Origin of the sequence: Kitasatospora sp. NPDC058170, from assembly GCF_042883905.1 — a bacterium.
Taxonomy (GTDB): Bacteria; Actinomycetota; Actinomycetes; order Streptomycetales; family Streptomycetaceae; genus Kitasatospora.
Genome location: NZ_JBHVUV010000002.1, coordinates 243,872 through 263,277, shown reverse-complemented (window position 1 = coordinate 263,277; position 19,406 = coordinate 243,872). Strand labels below are relative to the sequence as shown.

The 19,406-nt window shown below is 73.6% G+C and carries 13 protein-coding genes; all 13 read left to right on the top strand.

What is annotated here, in order from left to right:
* Nucleotides 1–8: 8 nt before the first annotated feature.
* The 13 genes from cydB to ACFVVX_RS04040 all read left to right on the top strand — a co-directional run bounded on the left by cydB (nucleotide 9) and on the right by ACFVVX_RS04040 (nucleotide 19,395).
* Entirely contained in the window at nucleotides 9–1,034 is a 1,026-nt protein-coding gene (cydB, locus tag ACFVVX_RS04100; protein WP_387941139.1) for a cytochrome d ubiquinol oxidase subunit II, read from the top strand.
* 7 nt (nucleotides 1,035–1,041) lie between these two features.
* Nucleotides 1,042–4,554 (top strand): thiol reductant ABC exporter subunit CydD, encoded by a 3,513-nt coding sequence (cydD, locus tag ACFVVX_RS04095; RefSeq protein WP_387941137.1) that lies wholly within the window; start codon nucleotides 1,042–1,044, stop codon nucleotides 4,552–4,554.
* 118 nt (nucleotides 4,555–4,672) lie between these two features.
* A complete protein-coding gene (locus ACFVVX_RS04090) occupies nucleotides 4,673–6,481 on the top strand; it encodes a GAF domain-containing protein (RefSeq protein ID WP_387941135.1) in 1,809 nt (602 codons plus the stop codon).
* A gap of 411 nt (nucleotides 6,482–6,892) precedes the next feature.
* Nucleotides 6,893–7,189, top strand: a complete 297-nt coding sequence (locus tag ACFVVX_RS04085; protein WP_387941133.1) for a hypothetical protein — start codon at nucleotides 6,893–6,895, stop codon at nucleotides 7,187–7,189.
* On the top strand, nucleotides 7,179–7,583 hold the full coding sequence (locus ACFVVX_RS04080) for a hypothetical protein (RefSeq protein WP_387941131.1): 405 nt from the start codon (nucleotides 7,179–7,181) through the stop codon (nucleotides 7,581–7,583). Before ACFVVX_RS04085 ends, ACFVVX_RS04080 begins: the two co-directional genes overlap by 11 nt.
* A gap of 499 nt (nucleotides 7,584–8,082) precedes the next feature.
* Complete coding sequence (locus tag ACFVVX_RS04075; protein ID WP_387941129.1) at nucleotides 8,083–9,120, top strand: PstS family phosphate ABC transporter substrate-binding protein; 1,038 nt, start codon at nucleotides 8,083–8,085, stop codon at nucleotides 9,118–9,120.
* 166 nt (nucleotides 9,121–9,286) lie between these two features.
* Nucleotides 9,287–10,306: a substrate-binding domain-containing protein gene (locus tag ACFVVX_RS04070; protein ID WP_387941127.1), complete on the top strand. Its 1,020-nt coding sequence runs from the start codon at nucleotides 9,287–9,289 to the stop codon at nucleotides 10,304–10,306.
* Nucleotides 10,307–10,444: 138 nt separating this feature from the next.
* Nucleotides 10,445–11,038: a hypothetical protein gene (locus ACFVVX_RS04065; RefSeq protein WP_387941125.1), complete on the top strand. Its 594-nt coding sequence runs from the start codon at nucleotides 10,445–10,447 to the stop codon at nucleotides 11,036–11,038.
* A 290-nt stretch (nucleotides 11,039–11,328) separates the two neighbouring features.
* Entirely contained in the window at nucleotides 11,329–14,007 is a 2,679-nt protein-coding gene (locus tag ACFVVX_RS04060; RefSeq protein WP_387941123.1) for a hypothetical protein, read from the top strand.
* Nucleotides 14,008–14,236: 229 nt separating this feature from the next.
* A complete protein-coding gene (gene pstC / locus ACFVVX_RS04055) occupies nucleotides 14,237–15,151 on the top strand; it encodes a phosphate ABC transporter permease subunit PstC (RefSeq protein WP_387941121.1) in 915 nt (304 codons plus the stop codon).
* A 58-nt stretch (nucleotides 15,152–15,209) separates the two neighbouring features.
* Nucleotides 15,210–16,526: a phosphate ABC transporter permease PstA gene (pstA, locus tag ACFVVX_RS04050; protein ID WP_387941119.1), complete on the top strand. Its 1,317-nt coding sequence runs from the start codon at nucleotides 15,210–15,212 to the stop codon at nucleotides 16,524–16,526.
* Between the two features lie 38 nt (nucleotides 16,527–16,564).
* Nucleotides 16,565–18,466 carry a substrate-binding domain-containing protein gene (locus ACFVVX_RS04045; RefSeq protein ID WP_387941117.1) on the top strand — a complete coding sequence of 634 codons (1,902 nt, stop codon included), beginning with the start codon at nucleotides 16,565–16,567 and terminating at the stop codon, nucleotides 18,464–18,466.
* Nucleotides 18,463–19,395, top strand: coding sequence for a class E sortase (locus ACFVVX_RS04040; protein ID WP_387941115.1), 933 nt, complete (start codon nucleotides 18,463–18,465; stop codon nucleotides 19,393–19,395). The genes ACFVVX_RS04045 and ACFVVX_RS04040 overlap by 4 nt, the downstream gene beginning before the upstream one ends.
* Nucleotides 19,396–19,406: the final 11 nt, after the last annotated feature.

Here is a 19,406-nt window from a genome sequence, read left to right as displayed (position 1 = left end):
GATAGCGCATGCAACTCCACGACGTCTGGTTCATCCTCATCGCCGTCCTGTGGATCGGCTACTTCTTCCTCGAGGGCTTCGACTTCGGCATCGGCATCCTCACCAAGCCGCTCGCCCGCTCCACCGCCGAGCGGCGGGTGCTGATCAACACCATCGGCCCGGTCTGGGACGGCAACGAGGTCTGGCTGCTCACCGCGGGCGGTGCCACCTTCGCGGCCTTCCCCGACTGGTACGCGACGCTGTTCAGCGGCTTCTACATCCCGCTGCTGGCCATCCTGGTCTGCCTGATCGTTCGGGGCGTCGCCTTCGAGTACCGCGCCAAGCGGTCGGAGGCGCGCTGGCAGCGCAACTGGGAGGAGGCCATCTTCTGGACCTCGCTGCTCCCGGCCTTCCTCTGGGGCGTCGCCTTCGCCAACATCGTGCGCGGCGTGGCCATCGACGGGCAGAAGAACTACATCGGCGGCTTCTGGGAGCTGCTCAACCCGTACGCCCTGCTCGGCGGTCTGGTCACCCTGTCGCTGTTCACCTTCCACGGCGCGGTGTTCGCCGCACTCAAGACGGTCGGCGACATCCGCGACCGGGCGCGGCGGATGGCGCTGCAACTCGGTGTGGTCGCCGCCGTGCTGGCCGTGGTCTTCCTGGTCTGGACCCAGGCCGACAGCGGCAACGGCTGGAGCCTGGTCGCCCTGACGATCGCCGTGGCGGCCCTGCTCGGCGCCCTGGTCGCCAACCAACTGGGCCGCGAGGGCTGGGCGTTCATCCTCTCGGGCGCGACCATCGTGGCGGCCGTCGCGATGCTCTTCCTGTCGCTGTTCCCGGACGTGATGCCGTCCACCCTCAACCCGGAGTGGAGCCTGACCGTCTCCAACGCCGCCTCCTCGCCCTACACGCTGAAGCTGATGACCATCGTCGCGGCGGTCTTCACCCCGCTCGTGCTGCTCTACCAGGGCTGGACGTACTGGGTGTTCCGCAAGCGCATCGGCGTCCAGCACATCCCCGGCCACGACCCGGCCGCCGCCCTCGACCAGCACTGACACCGTGATGAAGCCAGTCGACCCCCGACTCCTCGGGTACGCCCGCACCACCCGCGCCTTCCTCGCCGGATCCGTGCTCCTCGGCGGTGCGGGCGCGGCCCTGGTGGTCGCCCAGGCGAGCCTGATCGCCGAGATCGTCGTCCGCGCCTTCCAGCAGCGGGCGACCCCGGACGAGCTGACCACCCCGCTGGTGCTGCTCGCGCTCACCGCGGTCGGCCGCGGGCTGGTCGCCTGGCTCACCGAACTCACCGCCCACCGCTCCGTCGCCCGGGTGAAGTCCACCCTGCGGCGCCGGTTGCTCGACCACGCCACCGCGCTCGGCCCGGCCTACCTGGCGGGCCGGCGCACCGGCGAGCTCACCACCCTCGCCACCCGCGGCATCGACGCGCTCGACGACTACTTCGCCCGCTACCTGCCGCAGCTGGCGCTGGCCGTGGTCGTCCCGGTGATCGTGCTGCTGCGGATCGTCGGCGCCGACGTCACCTCCGCCGCGATCATCGCCGGGACGCTCCCGCTGATCCCGCTGTTCATGGCGCTGATCGGGATGGCCACCCAGTCCCGGATGGACCGGCAGTGGGACACCCTGGCCCGGCTCTCCCACCACTTCCTCGACGTGGTCGCCGGCCTGCCCACCCTCAAGGTGTTCAACCGGGCCCGGGCCCAGGCCGCCACCATCGCCAGGATCACCGCCGACTACCGGCGGGCCACGCTGCGGACGCTGCGGATCGCCTTCATCTCCTCCTTCGCCCTGGAGCTGCTGTCCACGCTCTCGGTCGCCCTGGTCGCGGTCTCGATCGGCTTCCGGCTGGTGGACGGCACGCTCGACCTGGAGACCGGGCTGCTGATCCTGGTCCTCGCGCCCGAGGTCTACTTCCCGATCCGCCAGGTCGGCGCGCTCTACCACTCCAGCGTGGAGGGGCTGACCGCGGCGGACGAGATCTTCCAGGTGCTGGAGACCGAGCTGCCGGCGGCGGGCACGGTGGCCGCGCCCGCGCTGGCGGGTGCCACCATCGCGCTGTCGGGGGTGCGGGTCACCCACCCCGGCCGGACCGAACCCGCCCTCGACGGCGCCGCGCTGACCCTGCGCCCCGGCGGGACCACCGCCCTCACCGGCCCGAGCGGAGCCGGCAAGAGCACCCTGCTCGCCGTCCTGCTCGGCCTCACCGCGCCGGACACCGGCACCGTGCGGATCACCGCCGCCGACGGGCGCGGGTACGACCTGGCGGAGCTGGAGCCGGACGGCTGGCGGCGGCAGATCGCCTGGGTGCCGCAGCACCCCCACCTGTTCGCCGGGAGCATCGCCGACAACCTGCGGCTCTACCGGGCCCGGGCGGGCGAGGCCGAGCTGCGCGAGGCCCTGCGGGCCGCACACGCGCTGGAGTTCGTGGAGCGGCTGCCCGAGGGGCTCGCCACCGTGCTCGGCGAGGACGGCGCCGGGCTCTCGGCCGGGCAGCGGCAGCGGCTGGCACTGGCCCGGGTGCTGCTCGCCGAGGACCGGCCGCTCGTCCTGCTGGACGAGCCGACCGCCAATCTGGACGGCGAGTCGGAGGCGGCCGTCGTGGACGCCGTCCGGACGCTGGCCGCCGACCCGGCGCGCACCGTGCTGCTCGTCGCGCACCGGCCGGCGCTGCTGGCGGCGGCCGACGAGCGGGTCCGGCTGGCCGGTCCCCCCGTCCCGGCGGGCACCCCGGCGCCCCGGCTCGCGCACAGCGGCCGACCGGTCCCGGCCCCCGAGGCCCCCGACACCGCCGAGGACGGCGTGGAGCCCGACGGCGGCGACACGGCCCGGGCCCCGCGCCTCGGGCTCGCCGTCCTGCTCGGCAGCCTCGCCCTCGGCTGCGCGGTCGCGCTGATGGCCACCTCCGGGTACCTCATCTCCTACGCGTCCGAGATGCCGCCCGTGCTCTACCTGATGATGGCCGTCACCGCCGTCCGCGCCTTCGGCATCGGCCGGAGCGTCCTGCGGTACGCCGAGCGGCTGGTCTCGCACGACGCCGTGCTGCGCACCCTCGGCACCCTGCGGGCCGCCGTCTACCGGCGGCTCACCGATCTCGCCCCGGCCGGGCTGCCGGCCTTCCGGCGCGGGGACCTGCTGTCCCGGCTGGTCGCGGACGTGGACGCGGTCCAGGACCACTACCTGCGCTGGCGGGTACCGGCGGCCGTGGCGGGAGTGGTGTCGCTGGCCGCCACCGTTGCGATGGGGGCCTTCCTGCCGTCCGCCGGGCTGGTGCTCGGCCTGGGGCTGCTGCTCGCCGGGGCGGTCGTGCCCGCGCTGGCCGCCCGCTGGTCGGCCGGCGCCGAGCGGCGGCAGGCGCCGGCCCGCGGCCGGCTGGCCACCGCGGTGGTCGACACCTTCACCGGCACGGCCGAACTCACCGTCGCCGGGGCGCTGCCCGGCCGACTGGCCGCCGCCCGCGCCGCCGACGCCGCGCTGACCGGGCTGGCCGCCCGGTCGGCCGCCACCACGGCGCTCGGCACCGGCCTGGTCGCGCTGCTCACCGGGCTGACGGTGGCCGCCGCCGCGGCCGTCGGCATCCGGGGCGTGCAGGACGGCGCGCTGGCGCCGGTCTGCCTGGCCGTCGTGGTGCTGACCCCCCTGGCCGCCTTCGAGGCGGTCACCGGGATGCCGCTCGCCGTCCAGGCCCGGCAGCGCAGCCGGGCCGCCTCGGCGCGGCTGGCCGAGGTGCTGGAGGCGCCCGCGGCCGTCGCCGAGCCCGCCGCCCCGGCCGCCCTGCCCGGGCAGCCGCTGCCGATCGCCGTCCGCGGTCTGACCGCCCGGCACCCCGGCCGGACGGTGGACGCGCTGGCCGGCCTGGACCTCGACCTCGCCCCCGGGCGGCGGATCGCCGTGGTCGGTCCTTCCGGCTCCGGCAAGACCACCCTGGCCCAGGCGCTGCTCCGGTTCCTGGAGCCGACGGCGGGCGGTGTCACCCTCGCCGCCGGCTGTCCACAGGCTGTGGACAGCCGCTCGCTCGCCGGGGACGACGTCCGCCGGGTGATCGGGCTCTGCGCGCAGGACGCCCACGTGTTCGACAGCTCGCTGCGGGAGAACCTGCGGCTGGCCCGGCCCGCGGCGGGCGAGGAGGACCTGCGGGCCGCCCTGGCCGCGGCCCGGCTGCTGGACTGGACCGACACCCTGCCGGCCGGCCTGGACACCATGGTCGGCGAGCACGGCGCCCGCCTCTCCGGCGGCCAGCGCCAGCGCCTCGCGCTGGCCCGGGCACTGCTCGCCGACTTCCCCGTGCTGGTGCTGGACGAGCCCGCCGAGCACCTCGACCTGCCCACCGCGGACGCGCTGACCGCCGACCTGCTGGCCGCGACGGAGGGCCGGACGACCGTCCTGATCACCCACCGGGTGGCCGGGCTGGACGACCGGACGGTGGACGAGGTGATCGTCCTGGACGGCGGCCGGGTGGCCGAGCGCGGGACGTGGTCCGAGCTGGTGGCGGACGAGGGCGGCCGGCTGCGGGCGATGCGGGACCGCGAGCGGGAGGCGGACGGGCTGCTGCTCGCCACCTGAGCCGGGCGCGCCCGCGGCCGCCCGGCCGCCCGTGTCCGCCCGGCCGCGGCCGTCCGGAGGGGACCCGCCCGGCCGTGCCACCCTTCGGCAGAAAACCGTACAAACTACGCTCGGATCCATGGACCCCTCGCCCGACCGCCCGGCCGACGCCGCACCCGACCAGACCCCGCACCGGGTGCCCGAGATCTCCTCGCTCGGGCTGGACACCCTGGTGACCGAGGTGGCGGAGCGCCTGCAGTCGGCGGCGGCCGTCACCGACCGGATGCAGCGGCTGCTGGAGGCGGTGGTCTCGGTCGGCGCCGGGCTGGACCTGCACGCCACCCTCCAGCGGATCGCCACCGGCGCCGCCGAGCTGGTCGACGCCCGCTACGCCGCGCTCGGCGTGATCGCCCCGGGCGGCAACGGGCTCGCGGACTTCATCCACGTCGGGGTGGACGACGAGACGGCCGAGCGGATCGGCGAGCTGCCGGTCGGCCGGGGCATCCTCGGCGCGCTGATCGACCGCCCCGAGCCGCTGCGGCTCGGCGACCTCTCCGCCGACCCGCGGTCCTACGGGTTCCCGGCGGACCACCCGGCGATGCGGACCTTCCTCGGCGAGCCGATCCGGGTCCGCGAGGAGGTGTTCGGGAACCTCTACCTGACCGAGAAGAAGGGCGGCGGCGCCTTCACCCCCGAGGACGAGCAGGTGGTGCACGCGCTCGCCGCGGCGGCCGGCGTCGCGATCGAGAACTCCCGGCTGTACGAGGAGGGCCGGCGCCGCGAGCGCTGGATCGCGGGCGCGGCGGCCGTCACCACGGCGCTGCTCTCCACCGACGAGGCACAGGTCGCGCTGACCGTGGCGGCCGAGCAGGTCCGGGAACTGGCGGACGCGGCGCTCGGCATGATCCTGCTGCCGACGGTGGACGGCGACGGCGGCGGCCAGATGCGGGTGGCCCACGCGTCCGGGGAGGCGGCCGAGTTCGTCCGGGGCGAGCTGCTGCCACCGGACAGCTTCGCCGCGCGGCTGCTGCGGGGCGAGAGCGTCTACCTGGACGACATGTCGAGCGACCCGACCGTGGTGATCCGCCTGGCGCGCAGCTTCGGCCCCTCGATGGCGGTGCCGATGGTCGCGGCGGGCCGGGTGCTGGGCGGGCTGTGCGTCTGGCGCTCCCGCGGCGCGCTGCCGTTCACCGACACCGAGAAGCAGCTCGCCGAGACCTTCGCCTCGCAGGCGGCGCTGGCCCTGCGGCTGGCCGAGGGGCAGCGCGACCAGCAGCGGCTGGCGGTGTTCCAGGACCGCGACCGGATCGCCCGCGACCTCCACGACCTGGTGATCCAGCGGCTGTTCGCCACCGGGATGATGCTGGAGGGCGCGGCGCGGCGGGCGATGGTGCCCGAGGTGAAGGTCGGCATCGGCAAGGCCGTGGACGAGTTGGACGCCACCATCCAGGAGGTCCGCACCACCATCTACGCCCTGCAGCACGACGACCACGGCGATGCGCCGGACACCCTGCGCACCCGGGTGCTGCGGGAGGGCAGCCAGGCCGCGGCGGCGCTCGGGTTCAAGCCCTCGGTGACCTTCACCGGCCCGGTGGAGAGCCTGGTGGGGGAGAAGACCGGCCGTCAACTGCTCGCCGCACTACGGGAGATGCTGTCCAACACGGCCCGGCACGCACGGGCCTCCCGGGTGGGGGTGGAGGTCGACGCGACCGTCCACCTGGACGACGGGGGCCGCCCGGTCGGCGGCGACCCGGAGTCGCTGGACCGGGCCGGGCGCCCGGGGGTGCTGCTCACCGTGACGGACGACGGCATCGGCATCCCGCCCGGGGGCCGGCGCAGCGGTCTGAGCAACCTCACCCGGCGGGCGGAGGCGCTCGGCGGGGACGCCTGGCACGAGCCCGGGCCGTACGGGAAGGGGACGCTGGTCCGCTGGACGGCCCGGCTCTGAGCGACGGCCCGGCCCTGGGGGCGACGGCCCGGCCCTGAGCGGCGGAGCGGCGCCGCGCGGGGCGGTTCCGGGCCGCCCGGAGCGGTTCCGAGCGGCCGGGGTGATCGGGGGCCTTCGAACGGCCTGTGCGCGTAAAGGGAGGGCGGCGTTCAGTTGGTGTGCGCTTGGTGAAAGTTTAACGAGAGAGAACTTCCCGGCCAACGGAGCAAGTTGTGCATTTCCCACCCTTCCGGCGTGCTTGTGTGCACACATAGCTTTACTCCCGTCTCGGAGAGGTACCGGACTGGGGGAGCAGTGGACGCGTCGGGCCGCGGTCACACCGCAGCAGGGGCAAGTCGAGGGGGATTCCGGGCCGAACGGGCGCCGGACGGGCGCTACCGATGGCAGCTGAAGGCGCCCAACGGCCGGGTGGTGGCGATCACCCCGGCCGCGTACAAGAGCGCCGGCGAGGCCGAACGCGGCTTCGACGGCTTACGGATGGGTGCGGACGCCCTGGTCGCCCGGATCACCCATGTCCGGGACGGCATCGGGTGGATCTGGGTCGTCCCCGGCTCCCGCACCCTGCCCGAGGTGCGTTCCAGCCGCGCGTACGAGCGGTACGCGACCTGTCAGAACGCCTTCCGCCGGTTCGTGGTGCTGCTGGCCAAACAGCCGGCCCTCGAACTACCCGACCCCGGGAGACCGTTGAGACCCTCCGATGCCCGCTGAGGGGCGCGGTCCGAGACTCCTGACCCTCCCCGCGGCCGACCGGTGCCTCTGCTGGGCGCTGCGCGCCGCCAACGGGCGGCAGCTGGGGGTCGGCGTGCGCGCCTACCGCAGCGAGGCCGAACTCGCGGAGGCGGTAAGAGAACTGATCATTGAACGGGCGGCCCTGCGCTGCACCGTCGGTCAGTCGGAGGGCCGGCTCTGGGTCTGGACGGCGTACCTGCCGGTGCGCAGCACCCGCCGGGGTGCGGGCGAGGCGGTGCCGGTCGCCCGCAGCGCGCGCGGCTATCTGCGGCGCGACCAGTGCCAGGCCGGGGTGGAGGGCTTCCTGGCCGGACTCCAGTGGATCGGCCAGGAGTTGCGCCGCAGCGGCCGCGACGGCCACTGGCCCTGGTGACCGGTCGCCGGTCCCGCTGAACGGCCGCCCCGCCGAACGAGCGCCCCCGCCGAGCGACCGCCTCGCTGAACGACCCTCATGGCGAACGGCCGTCCTGGTGAACGGCCGTCGGGCCGTGCCGATCGACCGGCCCCGGCGATCAGCAGCCGACCTCGGCGATCCGCCGACGAGCCGGGTGACCAGCCCCCGGCTCCCCCTCGATCCGGTGAAGCGCAGGTTTCCGGCAACCCCCCGAGCCGCCACCTGGAGAAGAACGTATCCGGCCCCCGACCTGCGCGTTTTCGCCCCACGGCGGCCGCGCTGACCAGTCACTAAACCTGTCTGAACCGATGAGTCGACAATCTCCGCCCGCCCTGGACCGCCCTTCCGGCGGAACCGGCCCGGCCGACAGGATCAGGTCTGCCGGAGCGGCCGCCGCGGACGCGGCCAACCGGCCCCGGAACCCCAACCAGGGACCGGGTAAAGCGATGCACGTCTCTCCCACCGGAGGAACAGGACCATGCGCAAGACCGCTGCCAAGCTGCTCGCCGTTGCCGCCATCGCCACCTCGCTCGCCACCGTCGCCGCCGGCACCGCCAGCGCCGACCCGGGCGTCACCCCGGCCGCCCAGGACATCGTGAGCGCGGGCTCCGACACCACGCAGGCCGTGTCGACCAAGTTCTCGACCGACTACAACGCCTACCTGACCAGCATCGGCGACACCACCTCGCCGCGCTACTACAGCTGGGACGCGACGGGCTCGACGAACATCACGCTGAAGTCGGGTGGCTCCTCCATCGTCCGCCCGAACGGCTCCGGCGCCGGCATCACCGAGCTGAACACCGCGGGCTCCAAGCTCGACGTCGCCCGCTCCTCGCGTGCCCCGAAGCCGACCGACCCGGCCTCGGACATCTTCGTCGCCTTCGCCAAGGACGCGGTGACCTGGTCCGCCAACTCCGGCGGCCACGCCCCGGCGAGCCTGACCGCCGCCCAGCTCAAGGGCATCTACGACTGCTCCATCACCAACTGGACGCAGATCAGCGCCACGCTGCCGAACGCCACGATCAAGCCCTGGCTGCCGCAGGCCAGCTCCGGCACCCGCTCCTTCTTCCTGACCGCGATCGGCAACCCGGTCGTCGGCGGCTGCGTCCAGGACGGCCCGGAGGAGAACGAGGGCGTCGACACCCGCCTCGCCGGTGACGACACCGTCTTCCCGTACTCGGTCGCCCAGTACCTGAGCCAGACCGTCGGCGGCCACGCCACCCCCACCTCGGCCCCGGGCAACCTGACCCTGCGCAACGTCGGCACCCTGGTGCCGGTCAACACCACCACCAACACCATCAACGCCCCGTTCGCGGCCTCCGCCTTCGGCCGCGTGGTCTACAACGTCGTCCGCGACGCCGAGTGGACCGCCACCGACGCCCACGGCACCGCGCTGCGCAACATCTTCGGCAACGGCGGCTGGATCTGCACCAACACCACCGCCATCAACGACATCAAGAGCTACGGCTTCCTGCCCCTCCCGGCGGCGGCCTGCGGCAGCACCACCCACAGCTGATCACCCGCTGATCACACCCGTACCACCCGGCGGCCACGGGCTTCGGCCCGTGGCCGCCGGCCACGCACGCCACGCACGCCACGCACGCCACGCACGCCACGCACGCCACGCACGCCACGCACGCCACCGCCCATGCCGGACCCGCGACACCTCCGGGAGACGCCTCATGCGCAGAACGCTCGCCAAGCTGCTCGCCGTGACCACTGTGGCTCTCGGCACCGTGTTCGCCGGGACGGCCGTGGCCGACCCGCCCGTGCTGCCCGGTCCCACCGACATCGTCGGGGTCGGCGCGCAGGCCACCGGGGCGCTGATGAACCAGCTCTCCGCCGACTACAACGCCTATCTGACGGGTCTCGGCGACACCACCTCGCCCCGGCTCTACAGCTTCGACTCGACCGGGCCCTCGCCGATCACGCCCAGGTCGGGCGCCGCGGCCATCACCCGGCCGGCGAACGCCGGCGACGGGCTGATCGCCCTCACCGCGCCGGGCAGCGCACTCGACTTCGACCGGATGGACCAGACGCGACTGCCCTCCACCCCGCCCGGTCTCACCTTCGTCGCGCTGGCGAAGGACGCGGTCTCCTGGGCGGCGAAGACCGGGGGCAACGCGCCCGCCAACCTGACGGTGGCGCAGCTGAAGGGCATCTACCAGTGCACCGTCACCAACTGGACGCAGATCAGCCCGACGCTGCCGAACGCGGCCATCAAGCCGTACCTGCCGCAGACGAACTCCGCGACCCGGTCCTTCTTCCTGACGGCGATCGGGAGCCCGGTGCTCGGCCCCTGCGTGACCAGCGGTCCGGGTGAGAACCAGGGCGTCGATCTGGTGCTGAACGACCCGGACGTGGTCATCCCCTACTCGGTCGGCCACTTCCTCGGCCAGACCGTGGGCGGTCACGGCACCCCGGCGGACTCGGCGGGCGTGCTGAGCGTGCGCGGCATCAACGGCATCGCCGCGATCAACCCCACGACCAACACGATCAACGCGCCGTTCGCGGCGAGCGTGTTCGGCCGCTTCGTCTGGAACCTGGTGCGCCAGGCCGACTGGCAGAGCACCGGGGTGAAGGGCAAGGCGCTGCACGGGATCTTCGGCCCCGCCGGGTGGATCTGCGCCTACGGCGTCCCCGCGATCAGGAGTCACGGCTTCCTGCAGCTGCCCGGCGCGGCCTGCGGTTCGACGGCCTGACCCGGTCGCGCACCCATCGACTTCGGCATCCTCCTCCCGCCGGGCAGTGCGGCAGGGGGCGGCCGTCGGGGCGGTCGAACCGACCGCTCGCACCACCAGCACCACGCACAACCTCTCACCTCTCCCAAGGAGTTCAGCATGACCCGTACCCGCGCCCGCCTTGCCGCCACCGGTGCCGCAGTCGTCCTCGCCGTGACCGGTATGAGCGGTGCGGCCGTTGCCGACGCCGCGCCGGCGGCCCCGACCGGCAGCGCGGTGGTGCACGAGAACACCGCCTTCCTGAAGGACTCCGCCCTGAACGGCCTGGTGGTCATCCCGCTGCCCACGGCCACCCCGTCCTACGACTCCACCTCGGGCTTCTCCACGTCCTTCCCGGTGACCGGCGGCGAGGTCAACCTCCAGGGCTACTACGGCAACGTCCAGTTGGGCGGGAGCCTGCTCTTCGTCAACCTGTTCACCGGCAAGAGCGCGGTCTTCAAGCAGCTCGCGTTCAGCGCCGACAGCTGGGCGATCACCGGCGTCCCGGTGGGCGGCACCGACCCGGTGGCGCTGCTCGACCCGGCCGGCACGACCGACATCAGCCGGACCGGCACCACCCAGAAGGTCACCTCCTCCGACCTGCGGGTCGACGCCGAGGGCGCGCAGTACGTGGACGCCAAGCTGAACACCAACTTCTTCAAGGGCGGCCAGTCGGTCGGCAACTTCTCGCTGACCTTCACCGCCGGCAGCTGACACCTGCCGACTGCCCGGCACCTCGGCGGGCCCGTGCGTACGCGCGGGCCCGCTTTTTCTTGCGGAGTTCCCAACTCCGCTACAGAGTCGTCACGTTGGGGTCTCGTACATCGGTACGACCGGATCCGGCCATGTAGGGCTGGCCGAATGGATGCGAACCGGAACCGCCGGCCTGCTCGCCGCCTGATCCACTCTCGCGCCGCGTCACGGCGGTGCGCGTTCGCACGGAGGTGCCCGTCATGAGACTCCGACTACTAGCCGATTCGAGACGCGGGAGGTGGCGCCGGACGTTGCCGGCGGTCGCACTCGTCTGGTCGGTGGTGGTGGCGCTCGGCGTGGCCCCCATCGGCCTCGGCGCGCTCACGCAGGCGCAGGCGGCCACGTCCTCCGCCGTGACGGTGCCCGGACCCAAGCTGTGGGACCCGAGCACCTGGGAGGAGGGGCCCTCGCGGGGCAGCGTGACGGTCGGTCAGACCAAGGACCTGTCCAACCAGGTGCTGCAGGTCTCCTGGAGCGGCTTCACGCCGACGGCCAACCCCGCGGGCGAGCCGGTGACCGTCGTCACCAAGGGTGACAAGACCGTGTTCTACGCGGTCCGGGTGTACCAGTGCCGCGGCCTCGACCCGAAGATCACGGACTGCTACGGCAGCAAGCTGTACAACGCGGATCCGAGCCGGGGGTTCAACCAGAAGGCCCCGGCCGAGGGCACCACGACGCCGGACTTCCCCTCCAACATGGCGATCGCGCCCACCGGCCCCGACGGATCGGGGGCGACGAGCATCGAGGTGTGGACCGCCACCCAGAGCCCCTCGCTGGGCTGCGACGCGACCCACCCGTGCTCCCTGGTGATCGAGCCGAACTACGGCGGCGACACCCAGGACCCGAACATGGCGCGGGCCGGAGCCGTCGACTGCACCGACCACAGCGCCGACGTGGACGGCTTCTTCAACACCGCGAGCGACGGCGGGCTGGAGGCGTACGGCAGCTCGTGGGCCGGCAACCAGTTCGCCGGGCTCCAGATCGGCGAGCAGTGCGCCTGGGAGAAGCGGACCGTCGTCCCGCTGTCCTTCTCGCCCACCGCCGCCGACTGCGACAGCCGGGCCGCGCAGTTCAAGGCGGCCGGCCTGGAGATGGCCAACCGCGCCGTCCAGCTGTGGCGCACCGGCCTCTGCCTGGCCGACTCCCCGCTCGCCTTCCAGTACACCTCCTCCGGCGGTGAGCCGCAGGCCCGGGCGGCGTTCCTGGGAGGCTCCGCAGGAGTGGACGTCGCGCTGACCGCGCGCCCCGACACCGCGACGCCGGCCCGGCCGTACGTCTACGCGCCGCTGGCGACCACCGGGATCTCGGTGGTGTTCCTCGTCGACGACCCGGACACCGGGCGCCAGCTCCGGGACATGAAGCTGACCCCCCGTCTGATGGCCAAGCTGCTCACCCAGTCGTACTCGCCGCTCGGAAGCGACGTCGCCTCGGTGAAGGGCAACCCCAGCTGCATCTTCCAGGACCCGGACTTCCTGCAGTGGAACCAGTTCCCGGCGAGCAGCGGCATGAAGTGGCCGAGGTCCTGCACGCCCGCGAGCTTCGAGCCGACCATCGTCGGTGGCACCACCGACCTGATCTACCAGCTGACCTCGTGGATCGCCGGCGACCCGGACGCCGTCCGCTTCCTGGACGGCGAGGCGGACGGCTGGGGCATGCGGGTGAACACCTTCTACCAGCGGGGTGCCTACCCCGGTTTCCCGGTGGACAGCATCCAGCCCCAGGACTTCACCGGCCCGACGAACGTCAGCGAAGCCGCCAAGCGGATGCGCCAGTTCGAGTGGAACCCCGTCCTCGGCGGTCTCGGCCAGGTCCTGCGCACCATTCTGGAGAACCGGTCCACCTGCCAGCTCTGGCTGGCGGACCCGGCCACCGGCAACCACCTGAAGTGCGACCCGATGGCCCCCGGTGACCGCAAGCTGTTCGCGATCATGGACACCGCCCAGGCCAGGGCGTTCTCCCTCCCGGAGGCGGTCCTGCGCAACCCGGCGGGTGGCTTCGTGGCACCGAGCACCAACGGCTTCCAGTCCGCGGTCGGCGACATGCCGACCGACGCCGCTACCGGCACGCAGCAACTCCCCTACGGCGTGGCCGACACGGCCTTCTCCCGGGACACCCAGGCCTACCCGCTGACCACCGTCCAGTACGCGATGGTGCCCACCAGCGGGGTGGCGACGGACAAGGCGGCCGCGATCACGCGCTTCCTCACCACCGTCGTCAACGGCGGCCAGGTCTACGGCATCGAGCCGGGCAAGCTCGCCCCGGGCTTCCTCAGCCTCACCGGGGCCCAGCGCCAGCAGGCGCTCGACGCGGCCAAGCACGTGGAGAGCCAGGACGCCAAGTGGCCGGGCAACCAGGTGCCCCCGCCGCCGCCGACCACGCCGAACGGCGGTGAGAACGGCGGGACGACCGGCGGGACCACCACGGGTACCGGTACCGGCGGCGAGTCGACCACCACCGGCGGCACGACCACCCCGGTGACCGACGGCACCGCCTCCGCCGGCGGCATCATCGGCGACGGCACGTCGTCCGGGGGCACCGGCACGGGTGGCACCAGCGGCACGGGTACCGGTGGCACCACGGGTAGCACGGGAACCGGCGGTATCAGCGGAACCGGCGGCACCACCGGTACGGGCGGCGCCGCCGCGACCACCGGTGGCGCCGGCGCCCCGGCGGCCGGTAACCCGGCGGCCAAGCCCACCGCCACGCCGAGCGCCTCCGCCGGCCCGCTCGCGGCCGCCCCCGTGGCGGCCGGAGTCCCGGCCGCCGACCGGGCGGGCACCGCCCGTCTGCTGCTGCCGGTCGCGGTCTTCGCGGGCCTGGTGCTGCTGATCGGCGGCCCGGCGGCGCTCTTCCTCGGCGGGACTCCCGCCGGCGGACGCGTCGTGGGCGCCTGGTGCCGGACCTGGGCACGGGTGCGCCGCCGGCCCTGACCCGCAGTGGCACCAACCCGGCGGGGCCGCCGTCTCGGCCCCGCCGGGTCCCCGCCCCGGGCGCGACCGCCCGGGGCGTCCCCGTACCGAGTACTTCCGTACCGAGCGCGCCGGAGAGCAGACCATGACAGCCGCCGCCGAGCCCGCGGCACCGTACGCCGGGGCTCCACGTCCACCAGAACCCGATGTCCCCCGTGTCATCACCGCCCCAGCCACGCCCGGAGACCGGGTGTTCCGGGGGACGCTCCGGGCGGCGGGCCTCTCGGTCTTCGCGATCATGGGGCTGATCGCCTTCTTCCTGCTGCTGCGCGGCGCGGCCGCGCTGCGCGAGGTGGGCTGGTCCTTCCTCACCGAGCAGAAGTGGCAGACCCAGGCCCACAACTTCGGGATCGCCGCCGTCCTTCCGAACGGGCTGCTGATCGCGGTGATCGCGCTGGTGATCGCCGTGCCGGTGGCACTCACCACGGCGGTCTTCATCTCCGAGTACGCGCCGGTCAGGCTGCGGGCGACGCTGGTCTCGCTGGTCGACCTGATGGCGGCCATCCCCAGCATCGTCTACGGCCTCTGGGGGCTGTTCTTCCTCCAGCCGCGGATCATCGGCTTCGTCCGCTGGCTGACCAACCACCTCGGTGACGCGATCCCCTTCCTCAAGGTGCGCACCGGCGACATCGGGACCTCGTACACCTCCTCGACCTTCATCGCGGGGGTGGTCGTCTCGCTGATGATCATCCCGATCGTGGCCTCGCTCAGCCGGGAGGTGTTCTCGCAGGCCCCGCAGGGCGAGCGCGAGGGCGCGTACGCGCTGGGGTCGACCCGCTGGGGGATGGTCCGCACGGTGGTGCTGCCGTTCGGCAAGGGCGGCGTGATCGGGGCGGTGATGCTCGGCTTCGGGCGGGCGATGGGCGAGACGATCGCCGTCGCGCTGATCATCTCCCCGAACTTCAAGGCCATCACCCACGTCCTGGAGAACGGCGCCAACTCGATCTCGGCGCTGATCGCGCTGCGGTTCGGCGAGTCGGACGAGCTCTCGCTCTCCGCGCTGATGGCGGCAGGCCTGGTGCTCTTCGCACTCACCCTGCTGGTCAACCTGGGAGCCGGCTTCGTGATCAACCGGTCCCGCTCCGGCGCGTCGACGGCGGACTGACCATGGCCCTCCGCGCCACCCGCCGCCCGCTGCCGCTCCGCCGTGAAGGGACGTCCCGATGACCACACTCGACAAGCCGCCGGTCGCCGCGCCCGCGCCGGCCGACCCACCCGCGGAGGCCGTGCCGTCCGCGGACGCCGCCCCGCCCCGCCCCGAGAAGCGGGTGCGGCTCGGCGGTGTCACCCGCGAGGACGTGCTGACCCTGACCGGTTCGCTGGTCGGTTCGCTGGCCCTGAACTGGATGCTCTACGAGCGGATCCTGCCGTTCAGCGGCGCCCAGGGCTTCCTGGTCTGCTGGTACGGCCTCTTCCTGGTGGGCTACTTCCTCATCGGCCGGCTCCAGTGGCACCCGCTGATGGTCCGCGAACGCCTGGTCTCGGTGGTCGTCTGGAGCTCCGGCCTGCTGGTGGTCGGCCTGATCGCCGACCAGATCGGCTACGTCCTGGTGCGCGGGCTGGACGCCGCCCGGCACCTCAACTTCTTCACCCAGTCGATGGACCACACCGCCCCGCTCTCCCCGATCACCTCGGGCGGCGCGCTCAACGCGGTGGTCGGATCGCTCGAACAGCTGGGCCTGGCCACGCTGTTCGCCGTCCCGCTGGGCATCGCGGCGGCGGTCTTCATGTCCGAGGTCGGCGGCCGGATGGCCCGGCCGCTGCGGACCCTGATCGAGGCGATGACCGCGCTGCCGTCGATCGTCGCCGGCCTGTTCATCCTCGGCATCGTGATCATCACCCTCGGCTTCGAGAAGAGCGGGTTCGCGGCCTCGCTGGCCCTCACCGTGATGATGATGCCGATCGTCACCAGGGCCGCCGAGGTGGTCATCAGGCTGGTGCCCGGCACGCTGCGGGAGGCCTCGTACGCGCTCGGCGGCAGCCAGTGGCGCACGGTGTGGAACGTCGTGCTGCCCACCGCCCGGCCCGGCCTGGTGACGGCCGTGGTGCTCGGCATGGCGCGCGGGGTCGGCGAGACCTCCCCCGTGCTGCTGACCTCGGGGTTCACCTCGCAGTTCAACGGCAGCCCGTTCAGCGAACACCAGGTCTCGCTGCCGCTGTACATCTGGAACTACGTCAAGCAGCCCTACCCCGAGATGATCGCGCGGGCCTTCGCCGCGGCACTGACCCTGATGGTCATCGTGCTCGTCCTGTTCGTCACCGCGCGCGTCTTCGGCGGCCGCCAGCCGGGCAAGTTGACGAGGCGTCAGAGGCGCCGGATCGACCGGGCCGCCCGCGTCGCCGAGGGCACCGCCCGCTCCCGTCCCCGTCCGGCGTCCCGTCCGGCTGCGGCCACCGCCCGCACCGCCACCGCCCGCACCTCCGGAGCCCGCACCGCGGGCGCGCCGGGCACCGTGGCCACCGCCTTCGGGGAGCACTGATGTCCCACTCAACCACCCTCAGTACCAGAGGAGTTCCCATGTCGTGGGAGGCCGCAAGCCGCCCCGTGGCACGCACGCTCGCCGTGCTGCTGTCCCTGATCCTCGCCGCGGGCTCCCTGCTCCTGGGGCAGAGCACCCCCGCCTTCGCGGCCACCGCGCTCAACGCCGACGGCTCCAGCTGGGCCGGTCCGGCCATCGACCAGTGGCGCCAGGACGTCGCCCCGCAGGGCATCCAGATCAACTTCAACCCGATCGGTTCGGCGGCCGGCCGCAACCAGTGGGCCATCGGCCAGGACGACTTCACCGCCTCCGACGTCCCGTTCCGCTCGAAGGCGGACACCGGGCTCGGCCAGGCCGGCCAGGCCGGCGGCTCCGGCAAGGCCGAGAACCCCCGGTACGGCTTCTCCTACGTGCCGATCACCGCCGGCGGGACGACCTTCATGTACAACCTGGTCGTCGGCGGCAAGCAGGTCCGCGACCTGCGGCTCTCCCCGCAGACCGTGGTCGACATCTTCACCAACAAGATCACCAACTGGAACGACCCGCGGATCACCGCGGACTACGGCAAGCCCCTGCCGAGCCTGCAGATCACCCCGGTGGTCCGGTCCGACGGCTCGGGTGCGACCGCCCAGTTCACCCGGTGGATGAGCCACACCCACCAGGCGCAGTGGGACGAGTACTGCAAGGCCGTCAACGGCGTCACCTGCGGCGAGTACACCGAGTTCTTCCCGCCGTCCGGCCGGATGACCGCGCAGAACGGCTCCGACGTCGTCGCCGGCTACATCAAGGCGCCGGCCGGCCTCGGCACCATCGGCTACGACGAGTACGCCTTCGCCAAGCGCAGCAACTGGCCGGTCGTGAAGGTGCTCAACCCGGCCGGCTACTACACGCTGCCGACCGCCTCCAACGTCGCCGTCGCGCTCACCGCCGCCAGGATCCGCGGGGTGGACGACACCACCGCGGCCGACGACCCGGACTACCTGCAGCAGAACCTCGACGGCGTCTACTCGATGAACGACCCGAGGTCGTACCCGCTCTCCAGCTACAGCTACCTGATCGTGCCGCGCGCCGGAGCGGCGCTGCCGCCGCCGCCGCGCTTCACCAACGACAAGGGCAGCGCCCTCAGCCGCTTCCTGGCCTACGTGCTCTGCGAGGGCCAGGGCGAGGCCGACGGCCTCGGCTACTCCCCGATCCCGCGCAACCTGGTCCGCGGCGGTCTGCTGCAGACCCAGCACATCCCCGGCAACGCCAGCCCGGTCGACGCCAACACCCTGGCCAACTGCAACAACCCGACCTTCAACGCGGCCGGTCGGCTGACCGTGCTCGACAACGCCCCGCAGCCCAGCCCGTGTGACGCGAAGGGCACCCCGCTGGACTGCGTCGTGCAGGAGGGCAAGGCGGTCAAGTCCGGTTCGGGTTCGGGCTCCGGTGCGGCTTCGGGTTCGGGCTCCGGCTCGGGCGGCGCCGCCACCGGCGGTACGGGCGGTGCCGGTGGTGGTACCGGCGGAGCGGCCGGCGGCACCGGGGGCGGCAAGTCGCCCTCGGGAACCGGCGGCGGCGGTGCGACGGGCGGGAGCGGTTCCGCCGGCGGCACCGGTGCCGCGGGCGGCGCGGCCGGCTCGGGCGGCGCTGCCGCGGGCGGTACCGGCGCCGCGGACGGCCAGCCCGCCGCGGGCGGCGACCCGGCCGCCGGAGCGGGCGCCGAGGGCGATCCGGCGGCCGAGGACGTCGTCGACCCGCAGACCGGCCAGGTGGTCGCGCGCGGCCGCGGCGGCGCCGGCGTCGGGGAGGTCCCGGCCAACGTGGTCGCCGTCGAGGGGCGCCCGGAGGACTGGATGCTGTCCACCCTCACCGCGCTCGAACTGCTCGCCGTCGTCCTCGTTCCGCCGCTGCTCGGCCGCCGCCTGCTGCGGCGCCGCAACTCCGGCGGCCGGTCGTGACCGCCCCGGCGCTGGAGAAGCCGGCGACCCGCGCCCCGGAGCCCCCGGCCGACCGGGGGCCGGCGTCGCCCGCCGCGGAGCCGAAGGCGGCCGGGGCGGGCCCCGGCGCCACCACGCCGTCCCGGCGCCGGTTCCTCCAGGGGGCCTGGGCGGTCAGCCTGCTGGCGGCGCTCACGATGGGGTTCGTCGGGTACCTCTTCACGCTCTCGCACATCCAGGAGCGGCACTACCAGTCCACCGCGTACAAGACCTTCCGGGACCAGCTGGCCCGGGCGGTCGCCCCGACCGGCGCGGCCGCGGACGGGGACCCGGTCGCGATCCTCGACATCCCGGCGATCGGCCTGCACCAGGCCGTCGTGGTCGAGGGCACCACCGGCCGGGACCTGATGCGCGGTCCCGGCCACCGCCGGGACACCGCGCTGCCGGGCCAGTCCGGCGTGGCCGTGGTGTTCGGGCGCGGGGCGACCTTCGGGGCGCCGTTCGCCGAACTGTCCAGGCTCCGGGTCGGCGACCGGATCGAGGCGACCACCGGGCAGGGCAAGTTCACCTACACCGTCAACGTGTACGGGGACGGCGACCACCCGATCAGCGACCCGGTCCGCAACCGGCTGGTGCTGGTCACCGGGGACTCCGACTGGATCGCCGGCTCGACGGTGCTGATCGGCGCCCGGCTGGAGGGCGCCCCGGAGGCCAACCCCGGGGGCCGGCCCGCCACCGTCCCGTACGACAAGGCACTGGCCGCCGACAAGGGCGCGCTGGCCACGCTGCAGCTGTGGACGCTCGGGCTGCTCGGCGCGGTGGTCGCCGCCGTCGTGCTGGCCCGGTTCTGGCACCGCTCGGCCGCCTACCTGAGCCTCGCACCGGTGATCGGCGCGACGCTCTGGGCGGTGTACGAGAACGCCGCCGCCCTGCTGCCCAACCTCTACTGAAGCGCGCCCGG

Coding starts and splice junctions, on each gene's coding strand:
- ACFVVX_RS04045 (WP_387941117.1), top strand. CDS start 16,565: ATGTCGTGGGAGGCCGCAAGCCGCCCCGTGGCACGCACGCTCGCCGTG.
- pstA (WP_387941119.1), top strand. CDS start 15,210: ATGACCACACTCGACAAGCCGCCGGTCGCCGCGCCCGCGCCGGCCGAC.
- ACFVVX_RS04090 (WP_387941135.1), top strand. CDS start 4,673: ATGGACCCCTCGCCCGACCGCCCGGCCGACGCCGCACCCGACCAGACC.
- ACFVVX_RS04075 (WP_387941129.1), top strand. CDS start 8,083: ATGCGCAAGACCGCTGCCAAGCTGCTCGCCGTTGCCGCCATCGCCACC.
- ACFVVX_RS04080 (WP_387941131.1), top strand. CDS start 7,179: ATGCCCGCTGAGGGGCGCGGTCCGAGACTCCTGACCCTCCCCGCGGCC.
- ACFVVX_RS04065 (WP_387941125.1), top strand. CDS start 10,445: ATGACCCGTACCCGCGCCCGCCTTGCCGCCACCGGTGCCGCAGTCGTC.
- ACFVVX_RS04070 (WP_387941127.1), top strand. CDS start 9,287: ATGCGCAGAACGCTCGCCAAGCTGCTCGCCGTGACCACTGTGGCTCTC.
- cydD (WP_387941137.1), top strand. CDS start 1,042: ATGAAGCCAGTCGACCCCCGACTCCTCGGGTACGCCCGCACCACCCGC.
- cydB (WP_387941139.1), top strand. CDS start 9: ATGCAACTCCACGACGTCTGGTTCATCCTCATCGCCGTCCTGTGGATC.